Origin of the sequence: Mucilaginibacter sp. (assembly GCF_025359345.1) — a bacterium.
In the GTDB taxonomy this organism is placed as follows: Bacteria; Bacteroidota; Bacteroidia; order Sphingobacteriales; family Sphingobacteriaceae; genus Mucilaginibacter.
The window spans coordinates 157,682-178,697 of the sequence record NZ_JANYGQ010000015.1 but is presented as its reverse complement, the minus strand read 5'-3'; the positions used below and the strand labels follow the sequence as shown (position 1 = coordinate 178,697).

Genomic DNA, 21,016 nt, shown 5'->3' with positions numbered 1-21,016 from the left:
TTGTCAACAATTATCAGATTATTAACTTTATACGCAGAGCCATCGTTATGGTTGCTATATACTGACGCCTAGCGGTTAAAAATGTTACACCGTTATACCCGAATTTTGGCGGACCGCCATATGTTTTCGGCAACCCAAAATGGAACGATGGTATTTACGAACATTGCATCCCTGATAAGTTCAAATTCGCTGGGTAGGTTTCCGCTAGACGCGAAGCGTTTTTCAAAATTGACGAACATTTCATAACGCATAATATCAAACATGTCATCCGCGATCAAGGTCTTTAATTGGAGCTGCGAACTTCTTTCCTTAAATGAATACTTTTCCTGAAGGTGTGGGGCCATGCGGCTTAGGTCAGGCGGATCGATGAACAGGTCCAAAATAACAAAGCGAAAAATGCTAACTTTGGCTCTGACATCGGCGGCTAAACTAATAAGTTGCTCGCAAAAACTTTCTTTACGTAAAACATCATAAGCATTCTCCGTTCGTACTATTATACATATTTCGGTTAGGTTTGCCAGGCCTGTCCTTTCCACCCTAAAAAATTTTGCCTCAGGGATGCTCGAAATCAGCTCGACGTTAATTGCTCTTTCGTCTGCCTCAAAAAGGGTATTGAGTAAAGCAAAAAGTTGCTCAACTGACGTATTATTTACCATTTTCGATATTTCTTGTAGCCGTTCCCCTTTGTCCGGATACCCTGCGTTTTTTTTTCTAAGTTTATAATAGCCCGTTTTTGACCGATCGCTTTTAAGGTCATCCCAGTTGCCGCTATGCTCTTTCACGACATAGTAGTGTTTGTCCTGTCGTACCGTTGCTCTATCTGAGTCGATGTGCAATACGGAAAACCAGCCGTTTTCCAGGTTTCCTTCATCTGAATGCTGGTTGTCGAAAAGAAAACAGCCGCTCTTGAGCATTACACAACTATTGGACTTCATTTCGCCTTTAACCTGTTTCGGCACATGTTCATGCCCGGTGAGGATTAAGTTCGATAATCCGATAAGTTTCGACAGCCGCTTCGCATTGGTGTCGTCGCCTTTGTCATCGAATGCGTATTGTTCGTCCCATTTTAACCAATTAAATGGGTGATGTAGGCAGGTTATTACGAAATACTCACTATACTCTTTTTGGGTAGTTTGCATATCACTGAGCTCGAAGAGATTAATACCTGTAATCTGGCTATTATACTCGCTGATATATTCTTTTTTGTTCAATACTCGTTTCAGTCGAGCGGCAGTGTGTTTTCTTAAAATGTCACCAACGGTTGGATTTTCAGCTTTATTTCCGGTCTCAACATGATAAATGTTCCAATTGGTTGGATCGGCTTCCAAATCAGCGAGAATATTGTTGAAACGGCCGCCAAGTGAATACCATGCGGTATTGACTAAATTGACGATCAGTCGACGTTCGTGATCCACCAAATAACCGAACAAACGATGTTCCTGATATTCAGGTGATACCTTGAATTCCAAATTGTTGTCCATGCAGAAAAAATCTTTATACTTACCCCCATCGAACTCGACAACATATTCCATGAGAAATTTGCGATAATCGGTAAACAGCTTTTTGAATTCGGGGGTATTATCGGCGAGATATGCTGCTCTTTCAACAGGTTCTTTTTTCCCTGGTTCAATCTTTTTTACATACTCCTTTAAAAATTCACTTTTCTGCCAATCTACATCATGGTTGCCGGGAATCACGATCACCCTGGGCTTGCTTCCTGTAAAGGTTAATAGCAAGTCGAAAAGAGGTTTAAGAAACTTGATAAACAGTAGCTTGTAATCGGCTTCCAGGCCTGCCTGGGCCAAATCACCGGTTAAAAATATGTAGTCAAAAGAGACCCGGCCATCTGTTATTACAATTTCATTAATCTTATTAAAAAAGTTTGCAAAATATAACTCCAGCGCAGGCTTCTTTTTGAAAGCCTCTTCGTACTTCACTGAAAAGTGAATGTCGCTGATCCATAGTATTTTAAATTCTTTACTTTTCATTGCCCGCCAGGTTTTTAAGAATGAAGATTTTTTTTCTGCGTTGAGCAAAGTCCCAGATTTGCGTAATGATTGCGCAACTTAGCTGGAAATATTTCATTTGAGAGTTCGGATCGTCGAAGAATAGGCCCCCGGTTTGATCAACGGAATACAGATAGCCGGCAGATTCCTGCTGCAAAAAAGTTTTTAAAGGCTGACCATCCCGCCAGTTGCGCCGGAGCACAACGATTTTGCTATTCTCCTTATAAATGACTTTCAGGGAGTGGTGCATAAACCACTGCATGTAGATCACAGAATCTTTCGAGATTAAATCGTCCGGATCAGCATTATCAAGAATTCCGAAAAGTCGAATTTTGGTGGTCAATCTTGCAGCAAGCCCCGAAGGATTGTACTCGCCATGATAGCGTGTGGAGATTTGCTTAATGAAATGGTCTCCCAAATCAATATCTTTTTCCGACACAACCAGGTGCCCAACAGTTTTTTTGAGTGAAGTATCCAGTTGCTGGTTCACATAGGTCATTAAGTCGCCCGCAAGATTGATCCTGCCCATAAAATCCAGCAATTCCAGCACGGCGTTTCGAATCTCTTTGTAGTGCCGGTCCCAAAAAGTATAAAGCTCCGGCAAAGGGCATTTCATTTGGTTATGGTCGTGACCAAAAAAGATATTGATAAAAACGATCCGGAGCAACTCTTTGCGAAAATGAAGTTCATTCATCACACCAGTCTCGTCAAATAGCGAGGTATTCTGCAGATTATAAGTCCAGAACCAGTACTGATAGCCTTTGTGCCGATAGTCAAATTAGCACCGGTGTAAGTCAGCGTGTAATTATTGCTTAAAGTCAGCGTACCTTGTTTAATAGTATGCGGACCTATAATGTCGGTTTTATTTTGTTGGTGCAACATCGCCTAAAAATTAGAATTGGTAATAAATAAAAAAAAATGAAGCAAGACGTCGCCGACTATAAGGCTGATAAAAACAACAAAAGAAACATCTTCTTTTTCCTTGATTCGGGTGATCGTTTTTGTGATATTTTTCATCCTGATGCTGATTTAATGAATGCTTTTACCCGTTTAAATTACCGCCTGCCTTTGTGCTTGTTTTTTATTGATTTCCTGATCTTGATCTGATTTGTTCCGCTAAGCTGTCTTTAAAAATGGTATTTAGTTTTGCCGGTTTAATTTTTGATGTTTTAAAACATTGTGCCATCGCTTTATTAAGATAGCGGCTGTCTTTTTGATATTGCCTGCAAGCCCGGCACTGGATCAAATGAATTCCCAGAGCCAATTTTTCGTTATACGTTATTTTTGCAAATCGACCTTTTTCTAACAATAGTGTTATTTTTTCGCACCTGTTACTGATCTTTACGCCCATATACGGTTTGCATTAATTCCAGTTTTTTTGAAGGCAGGCGCGAAGATTAAGTTTAGCCCGGTGAATGATAACCCAATAGTTTGAAGGCGTAACCCTCAGTTCATTGCAAATGATCTGGGTAGACTGGTCATCTATATGTTTCATCCGGAAAACAGCCAGCCAAAGCTCCGGCAGTTTCAGCATGCATTTTTCCAAGACCTGGTTGAATTCCTTTTCTCTAAGCGGGTCATTTTCTTCAAAACTCATATAGACCGGTTGATCTGTCTTATTCCAGCGCCCATCGTCCGGATTAAAGAAGTCCTCTACCTCCGATGGCGTTTTTGCGGGCATCCGGATAGTAAGGCCTGAGGACCTCTTTCTGTAAACGTCGAAGATCTTATTTTTCAGGATGGAGACAAGCCAGGTCCTTTCCGAGCTTCTCCCCTCGAAAGTACTGGTCCGCTCCAGCGCCGCAAGGAATGTTTCCTGCACAAGGTCCTGTGCCAGATCACTATCATTAATCCTGATAAGGGCATAATTGTACATAAAGTCCGCATGTCGCTCAACCCAATATTGAGGCTCAAGGCTACATCTATTACTGATTGGGGTACTGATGGTCTCTAAGTTTTGCATACCTTTCTTTATTAAATATTGATAAAAATCCAGCCGGTTAATTTCGTGACCCTGATATGATCAGGAAACCTACCGGTACTCAGTTAAGGGACGGCTGCGGCTGTACCCCTTTGGCAAATCCTATCGTATCCCGATAGTATTGCGGTGAAACGCTCGTGTTGATCTTAAAAAACCTGCTGAAATAATATTCGTCCTTATACCCGAGCTCGTAGGCAATTAATTTTACGGCCTTATCGGTAATGTACAGCTCCCTTTTTGCTTCAATAATGATCCGTTCATTGATCAAATTAGAGACGGGTCTGTTAAAGTTCGACTTTGCGATACTTGCAAGCGTTTTGGCAGAGATATTTAGCAGTTTGGTGTAATCACTCGGCGAGTGTTTTATTTTGAAATTTTCTTCAATAGCGTTCTTTAATTTTTGAAGTATAAAGAGGTCCTTATTTGCCTTCCCTGTTTCAATAGGTTGAACTGTCTGCTTTAACTTTAAGCGTGATGCAGTGATGAGGATAATCTTCAAATAGGAAACAAGTACGTCATGTTGTGCCATGGCCGAATTTTGCATTTCTTCTTTAACCTGATCGAACAGCATGGTCAGGGTATTTGTCAGATCGTCGCTTATGCTTACAAAGGGCTGGCTGTAAACATTGTTGAACAAAACCCCATTTGACTCAACTTCTTTATCATGTTTATAAATGCAAAAGAAATCGGGATGGAAGTAAAGGGCGAACCCCGTTATTTTCTCATCAAAAGTAAAAGAGAACGGCTGATAAGGCGCGAAGGCAAAAAAGGTATTATCGCCGAACTCATTGTTGTCAAAGTTGGTATCGACGGTGCCTTTACCCTTTACGATCCAGATCAGGGAAAAGAAATCGTTACGTTGTACCCCCTTAAAAAAACAGTCATCCTCGATTGTAAAATACCTTAGGGCGAGTTTGCTATTTTGCGGGTTTACGAGCGTGAATACAGATTGGTTTAGCATGGTTAAGTTGTTTAAGTTATATATGGGCTTGTAATGGTTAATTTAATGACCTGTTTCGTATTTTTTTAGAATTAACGTTGCGATATGGATCCAACGGGTACAGGTGTGCGAACAGCGATCCCATCAAATTTCCCGTGAAATTTCGGAAGCACTTTTGTTACTGCTACCGCGGCCCCAGTGGCTGCAGGTGCCAGGTTTACCCCCGCCGCACGGCCCATCCTTGGCTCTTTTTTTGAAGGGGAGTCCACCAGCGTTTGTGACGCGGTATATGCGTGCGTGGTGTTGAGTACGGCTTTATTTATGCCCAGCCTTCTTTCCAGTATCTCTACTATTGGTCCAATGTTATTGGTCGTACAACTGCCGCAGCTGAATATACTGGTATGTCCGTCTGCCGAGTTTACGCCATAGACGACGGTTGTAGCCACTTACGCAGGTTTGCTGCACACTGGCTTGTGGACACGCGAATGGTATTTTACTTTTGATCTGCTTGGCTATGATGCCAAAAACAATCAGCCCCTCGTAGGTGATTTGCTGCAATTGGCACAGTATAATTTTGGCACCGACCAGAATCAGGCGAATCAAATATGGTCAGCATTATACCAGATAATAGCGCGCGCCAATGTGGTTATTGATCGTGCGCAGGTATGGAAACCTGATCCGCTTAAACCTACAGAGGCAACGGACCAAACGCAATATATTGCCGAGGCCAAATTTCTGCGGGCTTATGCTTATTTTCAATTAGTTAATTTGTACGGCCGGGTACCACTCCGCACCCACTATATAACGCTGCCAACACCTGCAGATATTAACGCGCCGAGAGCGTCGGTTGTCGACATATGGGCGTTTATTGAAAAGGATTTGACAGATGCTGAAGCAGGCCTTCCTGTTTCCTATTCCTCTGACCATTATGGACGGGCAACACAAGGTGCCGCAGTGGCGCTTTTGGGTAAATCATATTTATATGAGAAAAAATGGAGCCAGGCACAAACCGAACTTACTAAGTTAACCCAGACATCTTTCGGTTATTCGCTGGCGCCGGTTTACAATGATCTTTTTGATGATCCGAAGCAGGATGATGCTGCTGCGAATCCTGAAACTATTTTCCAGGTGATGAATCAGAAATGGACAGATTGGGGTATAGGTAACCAATATTACGTTTTTGGCGGCCAGGAAACCTGGGGTGGCAAAGCAACACACTCAGACCGTGCACAGGAATACGGCTGGAATGATTGGAACAATGTACATATAACTACAACTGCTGTTAAAGCTTTCACCTATCCTAACCCACAAAATCCGTCCGCAAATTATGTAGACCCCCGTGCAGCCTTTACCTTTTATGGCGATGCTGCAAGTGGCGGGCAAACACAATATTGCCAGCTATGTACCCCTGGAGCGCCGCCTATAGCTTTTCCTTTCGCCTCAAAAGGGTACGAGTGGCTTAAATATGAATACTACAACAAACAAGCCTCTTTCGGTGGACCGCAAAGTGGTATAAACGGCCAGGTAATACGCTATGCTGATGTATTGCTTATGCTGGCAGAAAGCTATATACAGCAGGGTAATACCGGCGCTCAGCCATTGGCTTTAATTAACCAGGTGCGCAGCAGGCCAAGCGTCAATGCTCCGCTTTATCCCTCCCTTGGCAGCCAGGCAAATGCCATTACCATCCTGATGCGTGAAAGACAGTTAGAACTAACCGGTGAACAAAGCCGTTATTTTGACTTAATACGTTGGGGCATAGCGAAGCAAACAATAAATGCCGAAAGGCAAATTGAAGACGGCACCCAGCCGTTTCAAGATAAAAATGTACTGCTCCCTATACCTTTATCCGAGAGGAATGCAAATTCTGCAGTTGCTAAAGATATTTCGGGTGATTGGAACTAGTATTATAATTGATAAAGAGTCTGCAATAGTGAATGTTGCAGACTCTTTGTGATTCATTTTTATTTTAACGCACTGCCTGACCATAACCATTAACTGGATTTTTAGATTCCCCATTTAAAAAACCAGGAAACCGGTGAAAACCATCCTTTCACCATTTGAGATGTGTTGAAAAAGTAATGCCTAATGAGTACTCAAAATTAGGGATAGGAATAATACAACATGATAGGTATAAGACTTTTTTAAATCTGTTTCATCTAATAAGCAGACCTCCGGGGCAATGAACCGGATTTCACATTTTTTCATTATTTGAATTTTATTTTAAGTGTTTATTTCACAATTAAAATATTTTTGTTTTACTTAGGTTTTAATTAGACGTTGTAGGTGTCTGAATTATTATAAGCTGCATAACTACTTTTTCCAGTTATTAATACCAATACTATTGATGAACTTTTTGAAGAAGTAGTCTGAAACAAACAACTAACTGAAATTTATCATCGTGAAAAAATACATTTTAGCACTCTGCACAGCTGTGTTTTATTTGCCGGCGTACAGCCAGTCAAACAGTGCAGAAAAAGTTTATACCATTGAAGCAGGTAAGATAAAAGCCCATGTGCAGCCAACTATGTACGGGATATTTTTTGAAGATATTAATATGGGTGCTGACGGTGGGGTATATGCGGAGTTGGTAAAAAACCGCTCGTTTGAATTCAAAGAACCTTTAATGGGTTGGAACGAGTTAAAAGAGGGTGGCGCCAATGGAAGTATCCTCATATTAAACAGGGGGGCAGTCAATCCCGATAATCCCAAATTTATACATGTAACATCCAAGTCAGTTAAGGGTTATGGTTTAAGTAACGAAGGCTTTCATGGGATGGGTATTAAAAAAGATGATCAATATAATTTTTCTGTTTTAGCGAAACAGGCCATGGGGAGCAACGTTAGCCTGCAGATAGAATTGATCAATTCAAAGGGAGAAGTTATTGGCAGCACCTCGGTTACTCCATCTTCAAAAGAATGGAAAAAATATGCGGCCAGTTTTACGGCAAAAGAAACAGAGCCTAAAGCCACGCTTAAGGTTTTACTAAAAGGCGCCGGATCGATTGATTTGGATATGGTCTCACTTTTTCCGCAGGATACCTGGAAGCAGCGCCCTGGTGGTTTACGTGCCGATCTTGTTCAAAAACTAGCTGATATGAAACCCGGGTTCTTGCGTTTTCCGGGTGGCTGTATCGTTGAGGGACGTGAACTGGATACCCGGTATCAATGGAAAAAAACGATCGGGGATGTGGCAAACCGCAGGATGATCATCAATCGCTGGAATACTGAATTTGCACATCGCCCGGCTCCCGATTACTACCAGAGTTTTGGGCTGGGTTTCCTGGAATACTTTGAGATTGCCGAGGACATAGGCGCGTCACCGCTGCCGATTATCAATTGCGGGATGGCCTGTCAGTTTAACACCTGCGAACTGGTGCCTGTAAATCAGCTTGGTCCTTATGTTCAGGACGCGTTGGACCTGATTGAGTTTGCAAATGGATCGATTCTTACAAAATGGGGTAAAAAACGCGCCGGTCTTGGTCACCCGGCACCATTTAATTTAAAGATGCTGGGAGTGGGCAATGAGCAATGGGGTGAACAGTATATTGAAAGGTATAAGATATTTGAGAAGGCCATTCATGCAAAATACCCGCAGATAAAATTGGTTAGCAGCCTTGGGCCATTCCCGGGTGGCGATATATTTAATTTTGCAAATGAAACCTTTCGAAAACTTAAAGCATCTATTTTAGATGAACATTATTATGCCTCGCCTAAATGGTTCTTACAAAATGTAAAGCGCTATGATAATTATGACCGTAACGGTCCAAAAATTTTTGCAGGTGAATATGCAGCACAAAGCGTTTCAACAGGTAGTCCTGAAAATAAAAATAACTGGGAATGTGCCATGGCCGAAGCCGCTTTTATGACCGGTTTGGAACGCAATGCCGACGTGGTAAGTATGGCTTCCTACGCGCCGCTTTTTGCTAATGTTGAAGGATGGCAATGGACGCCTGATCTTATCTGGTTTGATAACCTGCGGTCCTACGGCACACCAAATTATTATGTACAGCAATTATATTCGTTAAATAAGGGAACAGACGTTGTCCCGCTTACTCTGAACAATGAAACTGTAACCGGTCAGGACGGATGTTTTGGCACCGCAGCTTTAGATATGCATACACACGAACTGATCATCAAAATGGTGAATACCGGTAAAGAGGAGCAAAGTGCTGATTTTGTGGTGAACGGCATAAAAATGGGATCAACCGGAACGATGACATTGTTACAAAGTGACGATCTGACCAGTGTAAATTCATTGGACAAACCGTTAACCGTTAGCCCGCTAAAAAGTGAAATACTGTTTAATGACAATCACGTAAAATTAAGGCTCAAACCGTATTCCTTCAGTGTGATACGGGTGAAAATGGCTGACTAGGCCATTGCTGACCAGATGGTAACGACGCGGCAATTTTCAGAACTGGAATAAGTGTGACTGAAATATCGTTTTATATGAAAGTACAGGAAGGCTCGATAAGTCCGTCCTGTTTCATGGCTGTCCAAAATTCGTCAGGTATTTTTTTTGACATTAATGTAATGTTCGCTGCAACTTTTTCAGCTTTGGTAGTATTGAGAGCGATGCATTTAACGCCGGGCGCACTTTTGCCAAAAACGATGCAAGCTTCTACCGGCTGTATCCCATGCTCAGCGCATAGCCGATTAAACTTTTCGCGCCAATCGAACAGGCTCTTATCTGCTATAGGATCTTTCAACAGGTAATTATAATAGCCTGAACCTACTAAAAAGCCACCATTAAACACGGCCGAGTTAATGATCGCTATTCCCTGCGATTCGAGTGATTGCATATACGCCAACAGGGCTTTTGGATGGCTATGGATCGTCATACTATTGGCAATCATTACCCAATCAAGCTTTACCTCGTTGGTGATGTGTTTAATGATACGCCAGTCCTTTGAACCCACCCCAATTGATTTCACTTCGCCGGAAGCTTTCAATTCGGACAAAGCTCTATATGCTTCAAGAATGTCGAGATATCGGGCTTTACGGTCGGCGGCATCTTTTGCATTTGCCAGGTACTCATCAGGGTCATGTACCGAAACAAGTTCTGCCTTGTAACCATTCAGTAATTCATTTCCTTGTTGGTAGCATTCCAATATCCCGTCATAGCTTATTTTTTGTATTGCATCATGCTTCAGGTCGCGCCACACGCCGGGTTCAAAAGTTGGTTCCGGGGTGTTTAAGTTTGTTCGTAACCAACCAAGTTTATTACTGATCAGTACCTCTTCCCGGTTTACACCAAGTTCCTTTAATGACCGGCCTAATGCTTCCAAGGCCAGGCCGGCACCATATTTTCCTGCTGAATCAAAACACACCGGTTTTTCAGAATGCTGCAGGCAAGCTTTTACAATAGCCCGTTTTTGCTCAAAAGGAACCGCCTCGTACAAATTACCAAGGCCACTGGTTCCAAAAATTACTTCAGGCCATTTTATTTCTTTGTCCATACTTTATGAGATCAAGGTAATTCTATCATTACCTTAATAACACCGTTCGCCGGATCAAGCCAGGTTTCGAATTCTTCTGTTACCTGGTCGAATTGAACGCGGTGTGTAATATAATTATGGGGTTGTACAAGGCCTTTTTTCATCGATGCGATTACATGTTCAAAATCCGAACGTGTGGCATTGCGACTACTCATCAAGGTTGCCTCCCGTTTATGAAACTCCGGGTGACTAAAGCTGATCTCGCCTTTCTGTAACCCGATAAGTACATAACGGGCGCCATGGGCCATATACTGAAACCCGTTATTGATTGCTTTTAAGCTGCCGGTAGCATCTATTACAACGGTGGGCATATCACCATTTGTGATATGAGACAACTTTTCGGTTGCGTTTTCTAGTGTTACATCGATAGTATGCGAAACGCCCAGTCGTTTTTTGCAAAATTCCAGGCGTTTTGCGTTCATGTCCATGGCTATTACATTTGCTCCTGCAATGCGGGCAAATTCCATAGCACCTAAACCAATTGGCCCGGCCCCAATAACCAATACATATTCGTTGGGGCTTACACTTGCTCTTCTTATGCCGTGAGCCCCTATTGCCAATGGTTCTACCAATGCCAGTTCATCGAAGGATAGCCCCTCACCATGAATTAGTGAGTCGACAGGTACGTTCAGGAATTCCACCATCCCGCCATCTGCATGTACACCGCAAACGGTAATGGCGGAACAGCAATTGGGTTTGCCTGACCGGCAGGCGATGCACAGGCCGCAACTGAAATAGGGTATAAACGTCACTATTTCGCCTTCGGTAAACCCCGGTGCGCCGTTAGCATTAACCAGTTCACCGGAAAGTTCATGCCCTAAAACACGCGGATAACTAAAGTAAGGTTGTGTTCCTTCAAAGGCATGCAGGTCAGTTCCGCAAATACCTATTCTCCTGATCCTGATTTGTGCATACCCCTTTTTTATCAACGGTCTTTCTATTTGACCTGGCACCAGTTTCCCGGGTTCTTCACAAGTGATAATTCGCATATTTTGCAATTGAAATTTAAAGTTGAAAAATCTGTTCCATCTGCACCCACTTTTCTCCGTCTTTTGCCCAGGGCAGCGGTTGCTGAAATTTCCACATCAACTGTTCCCATTCCTGAACCTTGGGATTACCTGCGTCCATCTGTTTTTTTTGAGAGGAATTGTAATTGTCGGAGGTGTCCATGACCATGAATAAACGGTTGCCGGTGCGGTATATTTGCATATCTGTGATTCCGGCATCCATAATGCTTTTTCTTATCTCGGGCCAGCCGTTTTCAGCTCTGTGCCAATATTCATATTCGGCTATCAGTTCAGGATCATCTTTTAAATCAAGGGCGAAACAATATTTTTTCATGTTTTTGCAATGTGTTGATGTCAATTGGGTCATTATTAAATACTCACAGGCGCGCTTAATGTCTCCTGTCTTGCATTTACGCGATGCCCTCTCAGTCCGAAATAGGCCACTACTATAAAACAAACTAACGGCACAGCATAGCCGTATTGGATATTGCCTGTCGCATCGCTGATATAACCAAATACTCGTGGTAAAATTGCCCCTCCCACAATGGACATGATAATGAGGCTGCTGCCGAATTCCGTATCACCGCGCAGTTCTTTTATGCCCAATGCAAAAATTGTTGGGAACATAATAGACATAAAAAAGCACATAACAATGATGGTATAAATAGTTGTCATGCCATGCCCCCAAATGGCAACGGTGCAAAGTAAAATATTGATACCTGCGTAAGCGGCCAGCAACCTTGTTGAACTGTAATACCGCATAAGGAAAGTACCGATGAACCTGCCGATAACGAACGCCAGCCCGCATGCGCCCAGATAGTATGCTGCCTTCTCCTCCTGCAAACCGGCTGCCTTTGTCGCATACAGGATAAACAGGCTGAAAACACAAACCTGCCCGCCCACGTAAAAAAACTGGGCAACAACACTCCATGCCAAATGGCGGTGTTTAAGTGCATGAAAAATACTCTTGCTCGCTGTATGACCTTCACGATGCTGAATTTTAGGCAGACGGGTAAATGCAAAAAGAATCGCTATTAATACCAGTACGCTACCAAGTATAAAATAAGGCATTTTTACAGATGATGCTTCGGCGGCAAGCGCTAATTTGCGGGCGCCGGCTGTCATTCCATGTAATTGCGCCGGGGTAAAGTCCCTGGTAAGTATGACTTTTGCACCCACGATAGGCGCCAGCGTTGTAGACAGGCCGTTAAACGACTGTGCAAAATTGAGTCGTTGTGTAGCTGTTTCCGGAGCTCCTAACGAGGAAGCGTAGGGATTTGCCGCTGTTTCCAGGATAGTCAATCCGCAGGCAATGATAAACAAAGCAACCAGGAAAAATGCGTATTGCTGTGTATTTGCAGCAGGTATAAACAAATATGAACCGCATGCAAAAACCAACAGCCCGGTTATAATACCGGCTTTATAACCATACCTCTTCATCATAAATCCGGCCGGTAACGCCATCAAAAAATACGCTATAAATACAGCGGAATCTACCAGCGTAGCTTCAACGGTTGTAAGCGTAAATGACTTTTTTAAGTGAGGTATCAGTATAGGGTCGAGGTTATGCGCAAATCCCCATAAAAAGAACAAACTGGTGATCAATATAAATGGGAAAAGACTTTTATTTTTTGTCATGATATTTACCCAATAGCTCCTTCAATCTTTAGTACAAAAGCATCTTTACCAGGAGCCTGTTCCGGCAATTTCACTTTAAGGCCTGCTGCGGTTTGCTCAAAACTCAAATTACCGTTTCCGAGCATGCTTACCTTGCTTACCCTACCAGTATCATCACCTGTGGCTAGTTTTTTCACAAGGGTTTCATTTCCCGCCGGCCAACCCAGCATGATAGCGTAAAGAGTTTTACCTTTTACGGTAAACCGGATATCTTCGGCCCCGAATGGTTTACCTTTACCCTCATTAAAGCCCTGCGCGCTAATTGGTGCTGCCGAGTCTGTTGCCGGGCCTTCCCCAAATACCTTCCATGGGCGGGTGCCGTAAATCGCTTCGCCGTTAACCTGCATCCACGCACCAATATTTTCAACTACGGTACGTTCTTCACTGTCAATGGTGCCATCGCCGCGTACCGGGATGTTCAACAGCAGGTTACCATTTTTGCTTACTATATCAACCAGGGTATGCACCACTGTTTTGGCACTTTTATAGCGTTTATTATCAAATATGCGGCGATCATAGTGCCACCCGCCAATACAGGTATCTGTTTGCCATGGCAAAGGTTCTATCTGGTTACTTTGTCCGCGTTCAATATCCCATATCATACATTTGCGCTGCTGTTCATTTAGTACTTTACCAAACAGTGCCGCTTGTAGTTTGCCGTGTTTTTTAATGCTGGTATTGTACATATGCGCTGCTATTTTTAAGCCAGCATCACTCACTGGCCAAAGGGGTAAGGCGGTATCATCAAAGTAAATCAGTTCGGGGCCGTATTTGTCGATCAATTCTATGGTGCGGTTCAAAAATTTATCGCAGTAGGCCTTATCAGGCACACTGGCCCCATTGCCCCAATCCCAATGGCGGCCCATGCTGTTATCATCCAGGCTATCTTTGCTAAGTGCGTGGTTTTGCGCATACAGTCCCTGCGGGTCATAACCTTCCCACCATTTGCCGCCGCCATCCGCTTTACTGAGCCTGCCGTCGTAAGGGATACCTGCGTAAGGCCCGGTTTTATCTGCTCGCTGTGCAACTTCATACCATGTCCAGGGATGCGAGGCATGCACCGTCACCCCAAAGGGCAGGCCGTTTTCACGGGCAGCTTTTGCCCAACCGTCAACAAGGTCTTTTTTGGGGCCCAGGCGGGTAGAGTTCCAGCTTTGGTATTTGCTGTCGTAAAGATCAAAATTATCATGGTGATTGGCCAGGGCCATAAAATATTTAGCGCCGGCGCGCTTATATAAGCCAACTAATTCACCGGGGTCCCAGCTCTCGGCCTTCCATTCGTTTATAACATCCTTAAAGCCAAATTTTGAGGGATGCCCATATTTTTGAATGTGATATTTATACTGATCGCTGCCTTCCTGGTACATACCGCGGGCATACCAGTCGCCGCGCTCCGGCTGGCATTGCGGCCCCCAGTGCGCCCACATTCCAAACTTGGCATCACGAAACCAATCAGGTACCTGGTACTGGGCTAATGAATCCCAATTCGGCTGAAATGGCCCGGATGCAAGATGCGGTTCGGTAACTGACGGAAAGATGCTTTTCCCGAATGTTTTTTGCAGATATAGCGCAGGAATTGCAGATAGCGCTCCTTTAATAAGTGTTCTTCTTTTCATTGGTTTCTACATTTCAATATGTTACTCATTTGCCGTTTGCAACCTCTTTAGCAAGGCATAACAAATCCGGACATTGAGAAGCATGGCGTTTATTAATTGGTTCTCCCAACATCCTTAAAGGGCGTTGATGATTGGCAAATCAAATTTAGCCCGAAGAAATGCCCCAATGTTTAATTTAAAGGGACTTTTTTTTATACAAAACCGACATTTTACTTATTATTGCAACAAAGACTAAAACGGGTGCTTATGATAAAAAGAATGCTAAGGCATACGTTTACATTATTAAACGTAGATCATGTCCATCTTGGTCGTAAATGGAATTACAAAAATGTAATCAGTCCCTATTTCAGGATTTATTATATCGATTCCGGTGCGGGCGAAATTTCGGATGTCTTCACCACGTTAAAGCTGGAGGCCGGGTTTCTTTATATAATACCTAGTTTTACTTTCTGCAACCTAAGCTGCCAGGATGCCCTCAGCCAGTATTTCGTGCAATTTTTTGAAGACTCGCCAGACGGCATTTCGCTTTTTTTAAATAACCGTAAGATCTTTAAAATCGAAGCAAAGGAAGTAGATACCCTTAATTTCAAACGACTATTGGAAATTAACCCGGGCAGGGGCATCAATCGCTCCGACAATCCGATTGTTTATGAGAAAAATATTTATTACCGGGAATACCAGGAATTAAATAATCATCAAAGCATGTCTGCTTTTACCGAAACACAAGGTATTCTTTTGCAATTGGTTTCCCGTTTCCTGGCGCCTGGAATATTTAAGTATCACGAGACAAGCCGCATCCCTGTTAAGATTCTCGATGCCATGAGTTATATCCAGTTAAACCTGCACCGGGACCTGACGGTAAATAGCCTGGCTGAAATAGCTAACCAGCATCCTGATTATTTTTCCCGTTTATTTCATGAACATACGGGCGAAAGGCCTTTGCAATACATTCATGAAAAAAGAATTGAACGTGCCCAATATCTAATGGTCACTACGCAATTACCACTTTCCGATGTCGCTGCACAAGCGGGCTTTGAGAATGTATTTTATTTCTCGAAAATATTTAAAAAGGTTACCGGTATGCCGCCTGGTAAATATAAAAGGCAGACATACCTTATAAATGGCATTGTTTGAATATACCTATTTATTGTTTTGGTACCGGCAGAAACATAATTAAAAATTCAACCGCCAATAATCCGATAATGAATTAGTAAGGTATAAACGACTGCAAATGGAAACTGAGGGGACTGAGCTATACGATTAAAGGATGGATAGGGGAACGAATAATTTCTTTAGGATCTGAATGGGGGTGCCGTGTTGCTCAACCAACTTAGAAACATGAACTAAGTTTTATGTTTGCCGGCCACATGCAGTTGTCTTTTCGCCCAGCCTGCGTGACTGTATTAGTCGAAGGACTATCAGCCACGCCCAATAATTCATCTGCTACTTCTAAGTAATTATTGAGGGCAACTAGATATGATCTCCCGGCGATTTAGCTATTTCACCCTTTCCCCAGCCCTCAGCACTGCTTTGAATATCTCTTCGCGAACAGGACTCACGTTGTAGTAGGCCTTGTTATCGATTAGTCCCTCGTGCTGGCGATTAATAAGCAGGATCACCGAAATTTTCAGTGAAGGAACAACAGCTATACTCGTGCCGGTGAAACCAGTATGCCCGAACGTACCTGCCGGTCCGCCGGCAATGACGGGGTTCTCCGGGTCCATCATCCAGCCCAGGCCATTTCTGAATTGATCTTTAGTAAGGAATGTTTGAACAGTCTGCTCTGAAATAAACTGTTTTGAACCGATCCTGCCGTGATTGACCAGCATATCGACCAATTTCTGAAGATCCTCCGCTGTCGAGAACAGTCCGGCTGCGCCGGCCACACCCTTTTCGGCATACCAGGCGTTTCCATCATTTACTTCGCCGCGTAACACGTAATGGCGCCAGCCGGCCCATTGGTCGTGTTTGAGCTCTTTGAACTGGTACCCGAGCGAGGGCTCGTATACCATTCTTTTCTCATAAGGGTTCCCAAATGACGTTGCGGCTATATCGTAGTGTTTTCCTTTGGCAAGCGGGTTAAACATCGTATGCCCCATGCCCAGCGGAACAAATATATTTTGTTCTTCGAACTGATCCAACGGCATCCCGGAAACCTTTTCAATGATCTCACCCAGAACCGTAAAGCCAAGGTCGCTGTAATGGCGACCAGCCCCAACCGGGAATCCAAGGGGCAGCCCGCCGATCAACTTAAAGGTTTCTTCCTTGCCGGATGCGCGATAGTACATCGGGTACCACTCGTACAGACCGGAGGTATGCGTCAGCAGGTGGCGTATGGTGATAGAAGACTTATCCGGGCTGGCAAAGGCTTTGATGAATTTGCTAACAGGGTCATCAATATGCACCAGGCCGCGGTCGACTAGTAACATGATCGAGGTGGTAGTACCCACCACTTTTGTCAGTGAAGCGATATCGAACAAGGTGCCTGTGGCCATGGTATCAGGGTGGGCCAGTAACTGATGATTATAATCATATTTCTGAGCATAACCATAGGCTTGTTTAACGATCACTTCATCACCTATTTTTATTTCTATTACCGCCCCGGGTATCTTATTGGCATTCACCTGGCTTTTTAATATACTATCAACGGTGTGCACGAGCCGTGTCTTATGATCCTGCATTTGCGCGTGCGAATAGTTTGTCACTAAACACATACTGATAATGTAGGCTGCTAACGAGGTTTTTAAAAATCGCATAATGAACGGTGAGAAAAAGCGAAATATAACAAAAATAAACGCGGTTAATCTGAACCCTTATAATCGAAAGCAGGCCCTACTGTCTTGCGGAGCAATATTTCGGTAAATCCAATCTTTATAAAATCCTTTAGCTCACCTACTTTTTTAAAACCGAAGCGGGTATAAAGATTGAGCGCGCCCGGGTTAAACGAACTTACACAGATGAAAATATTGGGCGAGTACTTCAGGATACGATCCTCACAGAATTTCAATATCCGGGTGCCATAACCCTTGCCACGGTAGCCTTCAGCTACGGCTATAGTTTGGACATAGCCTTTGAAACTTCCCTGTGGCTGAATGATAAAAAAACCGGCGATCTCATCGCCCCTTCTTAGCACAAACACCTCGCGGTAAAGGCCCTGGAAGGCTTTCGAACAGTCTTCAGCACCCATACCGAGCGTAATCCAGGGATCTGTCCGCGACATGATTGCAGCGCAAGTGGCAAAATCAGCAGGGTCGGTTGTTTGTTCTATTACAACATATTCCTCAGGTGTGGGCATCTTTTTTCGTTTTGATTATGAACAGAAACAGTATGGTTAGCACAGCATTTACCAGGATATTCATGAATCCGAAATCGAAATTCAAATAGCTAATAAATATACTGTTCAACACCCAGGTAAACAATGCGGCGGCAACGCAGGCTAGCGGCGTCCACTTGTCTTTCAATTGGATATTTGTAAACAGCCCCGTTAAATATAAGCCCAAAATAGGCCCATAAGTATAACCTGCTATTTTAAAAATAGTGTTGATAATAGCGCCCTTACTACTCCAGAAAACCATCACGATGATGAACATCACGATGTTCACACCCAGCAATACCCGGTTTTTGATCTGCTTTTTCTGTTCGTGCGGTTTATTTTCGAAATCCAGGAAGTCGTAGCTGAATGCCGTAGTCAAAGCTGTTATGCAGGCATCAATACTGGCAAAGGTTGAGGCAACAACACCGATAAAGAAAGCAATGGCGCCAACCTGGCCAAAATAATGGAGCGTGAGATAAGGGTACAAGCCGTCGGTATTTACCAGCAGGCCATTTTGTGATTCGAGCCTGATACCCTGTTTTTCAACAAAAATGTAAAGAAGGACACCCAAACCCAGGAAAAGCGTTTGTGCGGCCGCAATGAAAAAGCTGAAAGCCAATACATTTTTTCGCGCTCCTTTGACATTAGCGATGGTTAATGTTTTTTGCATCATACTCTGGTCAAGCCCTACCAGCGCCACCGTAATCAGCAACCCCGAGATAAATTGCTTGAAAAAGTTGGAGCCTGAATTGATGTTCCAGTCGAACAATTTAGCGTAGGGATGGTGTATAATGGCCCCAACCATTTCGCTCACCGACAAATGCAGGGAGTTTTTTATAGTGACCATGGAAACGATGATCACCGTGATAAGGAAAAAAGATTGAAGGGCATCAGTCCAAACAATGGTTTTGATACCCGATTTATTAGTATAGAGCCATATGAGCAGCAGCAGGATAATAATGGTGAGAAAATAGGGGATGTGCAGGCTGTCGAAAAAGGCGTATTGCAGTATCTTGACAGACAACAGCAATCTGAGCGCTGCACCGAACGATTGTGATACCAGGAAAAACAGCGACCCGGTTTTATAGGTCACATTGCCAAAGCGGATTTTCAGATAAGTATAAATGGAAACCAGTTTCAATTTGTAATAGATGGGCGTCAGCACAAAGGCTATAAAGAGATAACCTACGATAGTGCCCAGGATAAACTGAAAATAGTACAGGCTGTTGTTCCCAACATTGCCTGGGATAGAAACGAGCGAAACCGCTGATATCCCCGAACCGATCATCCCGAATGCGACCAGGAACCAGGGGGAGGCGCGGTCGCCGTCAAAGAAACTATTGTCTTTGGTTTGCCTCGAGGTAAACCACGAAATAAGCATCAGCAGGGCAAAATAAGCCAGGATAATAAACAAGATCAGCGATGAACTCAAGGGAGCAGTTGAATAATGATGCTATAAAGCTAAGAAAAATTTGATTCCAACTATCGCCACCCTTCTGACCGGTTTGTTTCGATAGGATAAAAAGCCTTTAGAACATTTAATCTTCGCTTCTATGTGCTGGGTAACAAATGTTACCGTTTGACTTTTTCGCCGGGACTACTTTTGTTTCAAATAAAAAGTTAATGAACGGTAATAAGTATTTGATAACGTTCCTTGCCAGTATCCTGGCATCGACAATCGGCTTCCTCCCGATGGCTTTAGCCCAGGGGGACACCAAAATTTTGACACTACATGACGCAATTGAGGCTACACTAACAAACAATAAAAGCATCCAGATGGCCAAAATGGACGAAAATATTGCAATGGCCAATTTCCGGCTAACAGACGCGATCTTCCTGCCGCAGGTAGATCTGTCCTATACCGCGATGAGCACGAACAACCCGCTCAATGCTTTTGGTTTTAAGCTACAGCAGCGCAGCATTACCCAAAATGATTTTAATCCTGCCCTTTTAAACCACCCTTCCGCGACACCGGATTATATGGCACAGATGGAGGTTAAACAGCCATTGCTCAATATCGATATGTTGTACATACGCAAGGGAGCCGAAAAGCAAACCGAAGTTTGCCGGTACAAAACCCAGCGTACCCAGGAGTATGTCACTTTCGAAACTACTAAAGCATTTTTGCAACTACAGCTGGCTTACCAGGCAGAGAAGGTTTTGGCGGAAGCAGGCCAAACAGCAAAGTCGGTATATACTTTCACCGACAATCACTTCAAGCAGGGATTGATCCAGAAGTCGGACTTATTGAATGCCCAGGTACATGTAACCGCAGTTGAAAGTAACCTGGCAAAAGCTAGAAGCAGTATCCTTAACGCTTCTGATTACCTCAGCCTGTTAATGGGCCAGCCGACCGGGAAAATTTACAGCATTGCTGATGAACCGCAAACAAACCTGCGGGCTATAGACAGCACGCAAAAGGCATTGGCCACCCGTTCCGATTTTATGGCCATGCAAAAAGCAATCGAAGCATCCGGCCTGATGATCAAATCCAGCCAGATGAGCTACCTGCCCAAACTGAACGCTTTTGGCAATTACCAGTACAACGACAGCCGGTTAACCGGTTTTGGCGCTAATGCTTACCTGGTAGGCGTACAGTTATCTTGGAATGTATTTAACGGGAATAAAACCAAACATGTAATTGCCGCGCAAAAACTGGAACGGGACAAGCTGACAGTTCAGTTAGCCCAGCAGAAAGACCAAAGCCAGTTGGAACTGGACAAAGCCTACCGCGACTTGTCCGACGCCCGGTTTGAAATGGCTCAGGACCAGGCAGCCATAGAACAGGCAGCTGAAGCCGTAAGGATCTTACAAAATCGTTACCAGCAGGGGCTGGTTAACACCACTGATGTATTAACAGCCGACACCCAGCTATCTCAATTAAAGTTTTCGCTCTCACAGGCGCAGTTTACTGCCAACATGACCAGCGCATATATCAAATTATTAACAACAACGACCACTAAATAACCCATCAG

At 43.7% G+C, this 21,016-nt stretch carries 18 protein-coding genes; 5 read left to right on the top strand and 13 right to left on the bottom strand.

Annotated elements, in window-relative coordinates; translation table 11 throughout:
* Nucleotides 1–92 precede the first annotated feature (92 nt).
* Together Q0R52_RS08520 and Q0R52_RS08515 are read right to left on the bottom strand one after the other, a co-directional pair.
* A complete protein-coding gene (locus Q0R52_RS08520; protein WP_295793948.1) occupies nucleotides 93–1,988 on the bottom strand; it encodes a metallophosphoesterase in 1,896 nt (631 codons plus the stop codon).
* Nucleotides 1,978–2,700, bottom strand: coding sequence for a hypothetical protein (locus Q0R52_RS08515; RefSeq protein WP_295793945.1), 723 nt, complete (start codon nucleotides 2,698–2,700; stop codon nucleotides 1,978–1,980). Before Q0R52_RS08515 ends, Q0R52_RS08520 begins: the two co-directional genes overlap by 11 nt.
* 224 nt (nucleotides 2,701–2,924) lie before the next feature.
* On the opposite strand from Q0R52_RS08515, the gene Q0R52_RS08510 reads away from it, so the two are divergent.
* Entirely contained in the window at nucleotides 2,925–3,113 is a 189-nt protein-coding gene (locus Q0R52_RS08510; protein ID WP_295793942.1) for a hypothetical protein, read from the top strand.
* 256 nt (nucleotides 3,114–3,369) lie between these two features.
* On the opposite strand, the gene Q0R52_RS08505 is transcribed toward Q0R52_RS08510, so the two are convergent.
* From Q0R52_RS08505 to Q0R52_RS08495, 3 genes are all read right to left on the bottom strand, one after another.
* Nucleotides 3,370–3,969: a sigma-70 family RNA polymerase sigma factor gene (locus tag Q0R52_RS08505; RefSeq protein ID WP_295793941.1), complete on the bottom strand. Its 600-nt coding sequence runs from the start codon at nucleotides 3,967–3,969 to the stop codon at nucleotides 3,370–3,372.
* 79 nt (nucleotides 3,970–4,048) lie between these two features.
* Complete coding sequence (locus Q0R52_RS08500) at nucleotides 4,049–4,948, bottom strand: helix-turn-helix domain-containing protein (protein ID WP_295793939.1); 900 nt, start codon at nucleotides 4,946–4,948, stop codon at nucleotides 4,049–4,051.
* Between the two features lie 71 nt (nucleotides 4,949–5,019).
* On the bottom strand, nucleotides 5,020–5,373 hold the full coding sequence (locus Q0R52_RS08495) for a hypothetical protein (protein ID WP_295793937.1): 354 nt from the start codon (nucleotides 5,371–5,373) through the stop codon (nucleotides 5,020–5,022).
* A 10-nt stretch (nucleotides 5,374–5,383) separates the two neighbouring features.
* Between Q0R52_RS08495 and Q0R52_RS08490 the strand changes: the two genes are divergently transcribed.
* The gene (locus Q0R52_RS08490) at nucleotides 5,384–6,832 is read left to right on the top strand and encodes a RagB/SusD family nutrient uptake outer membrane protein (RefSeq protein ID WP_295793935.1); all 1,449 of its coding nucleotides are present in this window, start codon (nucleotides 5,384–5,386) and stop codon (nucleotides 6,830–6,832) included.
* 496 nt (nucleotides 6,833–7,328) lie between these two features.
* Nucleotides 7,329–9,305, top strand: a complete 1,977-nt coding sequence (locus Q0R52_RS08485) for an alpha-L-arabinofuranosidase C-terminal domain-containing protein (RefSeq protein ID WP_295793933.1) — start codon at nucleotides 7,329–7,331, stop codon at nucleotides 9,303–9,305.
* Between the two features lie 70 nt (nucleotides 9,306–9,375).
* Here the strand turns inward: Q0R52_RS08485 and Q0R52_RS08480 are convergent, their stop codons facing one another.
* Genes Q0R52_RS08480 through Q0R52_RS08460 form a run of 5 tightly spaced genes read right to left on the bottom strand, consistent with a single transcriptional unit; the run spans nucleotide 9,376 to nucleotide 14,728 of the window.
* Nucleotides 9,376–10,389, bottom strand: coding sequence for an aldo/keto reductase (locus Q0R52_RS08480; protein WP_295793930.1), 1,014 nt, complete (start codon nucleotides 10,387–10,389; stop codon nucleotides 9,376–9,378).
* Nucleotides 10,390–10,400: 11 nt separating this feature from the next.
* Complete coding sequence (locus tag Q0R52_RS08475) at nucleotides 10,401–11,417, bottom strand: zinc-binding alcohol dehydrogenase family protein (protein ID WP_295793929.1); 1,017 nt, start codon at nucleotides 11,415–11,417, stop codon at nucleotides 10,401–10,403.
* A 16-nt stretch (nucleotides 11,418–11,433) separates the two neighbouring features.
* Entirely contained in the window at nucleotides 11,434–11,769 is a 336-nt protein-coding gene (locus Q0R52_RS08470; protein ID WP_295793927.1) for an L-rhamnose mutarotase, read from the bottom strand.
* A gap of 35 nt (nucleotides 11,770–11,804) precedes the next feature.
* Nucleotides 11,805–13,073, bottom strand: a complete 1,269-nt coding sequence (gene fucP, locus Q0R52_RS08465; RefSeq protein ID WP_295793925.1) for an L-fucose:H+ symporter permease — start codon at nucleotides 13,071–13,073, stop codon at nucleotides 11,805–11,807.
* A gap of 5 nt (nucleotides 13,074–13,078) precedes the next feature.
* Nucleotides 13,079–14,728: an alpha-L-fucosidase gene (locus Q0R52_RS08460; RefSeq protein WP_295793924.1), complete on the bottom strand. Its 1,650-nt coding sequence runs from the start codon at nucleotides 14,726–14,728 to the stop codon at nucleotides 13,079–13,081.
* Between the two features lie 246 nt (nucleotides 14,729–14,974).
* Here Q0R52_RS08460 and Q0R52_RS08455 point away from each other — a divergent pair, with 246 nt between their 5' ends.
* Complete coding sequence (locus Q0R52_RS08455; protein ID WP_295793923.1) at nucleotides 14,975–15,862, top strand: AraC family transcriptional regulator; 888 nt, start codon at nucleotides 14,975–14,977, stop codon at nucleotides 15,860–15,862.
* Nucleotides 15,863–16,224: 362 nt separating this feature from the next.
* Here Q0R52_RS08455 and Q0R52_RS08450 read toward each other — a convergent pair whose 3' ends face one another.
* From Q0R52_RS08450 to Q0R52_RS08440, 3 genes are read right to left on the bottom strand one after another with little or no spacing between them, the layout of a single operon-like run.
* Complete coding sequence (locus Q0R52_RS08450) at nucleotides 16,225–17,484, bottom strand: serine hydrolase (protein ID WP_295793921.1); 1,260 nt, start codon at nucleotides 17,482–17,484, stop codon at nucleotides 16,225–16,227.
* A 44-nt stretch (nucleotides 17,485–17,528) separates the two neighbouring features.
* On the bottom strand, nucleotides 17,529–18,023 hold the full coding sequence (locus tag Q0R52_RS08445) for a GNAT family N-acetyltransferase (protein ID WP_295793919.1): 495 nt from the start codon (nucleotides 18,021–18,023) through the stop codon (nucleotides 17,529–17,531).
* On the bottom strand, nucleotides 18,010–19,473 hold the full coding sequence (locus Q0R52_RS08440) for a sodium:solute symporter (RefSeq protein ID WP_295793917.1): 1,464 nt from the start codon (nucleotides 19,471–19,473) through the stop codon (nucleotides 18,010–18,012). Before Q0R52_RS08440 ends, Q0R52_RS08445 begins: the two co-directional genes overlap by 14 nt.
* Nucleotides 19,474–19,664: 191 nt before the next feature.
* On the opposite strand from Q0R52_RS08440, the gene Q0R52_RS08435 reads away from it, so the two are divergent.
* Entirely contained in the window at nucleotides 19,665–21,008 is a 1,344-nt protein-coding gene (locus Q0R52_RS08435) for a TolC family protein (protein WP_295793916.1), read from the top strand.
* Nucleotides 21,009–21,016 lie beyond the last annotated feature (8 nt).

Bases quoted from the DNA above. Each gene is read 5' to 3' on its own strand.
- Q0R52_RS08520 (WP_295793948.1), bottom strand. From the start codon at position 1,988: ATGAAAAGTAAAGAATTTAAAATACTATGGATCAGCGACATTCACTTT.
- Q0R52_RS08515 (WP_295793945.1), bottom strand. From the start codon at position 2,700: ATGAATGAACTTCATTTTCGCAAAGAGTTGCTCCGGATCGTTTTTATC.
- Q0R52_RS08510 (WP_295793942.1), top strand. From the start codon at position 2,925: ATGAAGCAAGACGTCGCCGACTATAAGGCTGATAAAAACAACAAAAGA.
- Q0R52_RS08505 (WP_295793941.1), bottom strand. From the start codon at position 3,969: ATGCAAAACTTAGAGACCATCAGTACCCCAATCAGTAATAGATGTAGC.
- Q0R52_RS08500 (WP_295793939.1), bottom strand. From the start codon at position 4,948: ATGCTAAACCAATCTGTATTCACGCTCGTAAACCCGCAAAATAGCAAA.
- Q0R52_RS08480 (WP_295793930.1), bottom strand. From the start codon at position 10,389: ATGGACAAAGAAATAAAATGGCCTGAAGTAATTTTTGGAACCAGTGGC.
- Q0R52_RS08475 (WP_295793929.1), bottom strand. From the start codon at position 11,417: ATGCGAATTATCACTTGTGAAGAACCCGGGAAACTGGTGCCAGGTCAA.
- Q0R52_RS08470 (WP_295793927.1), bottom strand. From the start codon at position 11,769: ATGAAAAAATATTGTTTCGCCCTTGATTTAAAAGATGATCCTGAACTG.
- fucP (WP_295793925.1), bottom strand. From the start codon at position 13,073: ATGACAAAAAATAAAAGTCTTTTCCCATTTATATTGATCACCAGTTTG.
- Q0R52_RS08460 (WP_295793924.1), bottom strand. From the start codon at position 14,728: ATGAAAAGAAGAACACTTATTAAAGGAGCGCTATCTGCAATTCCTGCG.
- Q0R52_RS08455 (WP_295793923.1), top strand. From the start codon at position 14,975: ATGATAAAAAGAATGCTAAGGCATACGTTTACATTATTAAACGTAGAT.
- Q0R52_RS08450 (WP_295793921.1), bottom strand. From the start codon at position 17,484: ATGCGATTTTTAAAAACCTCGTTAGCAGCCTACATTATCAGTATGTGT.
- Q0R52_RS08445 (WP_295793919.1), bottom strand. From the start codon at position 18,023: ATGCCCACACCTGAGGAATATGTTGTAATAGAACAAACAACCGACCCT.
- Q0R52_RS08435 (WP_295793916.1), top strand. From the start codon at position 19,665: ATGAACGGTAATAAGTATTTGATAACGTTCCTTGCCAGTATCCTGGCA.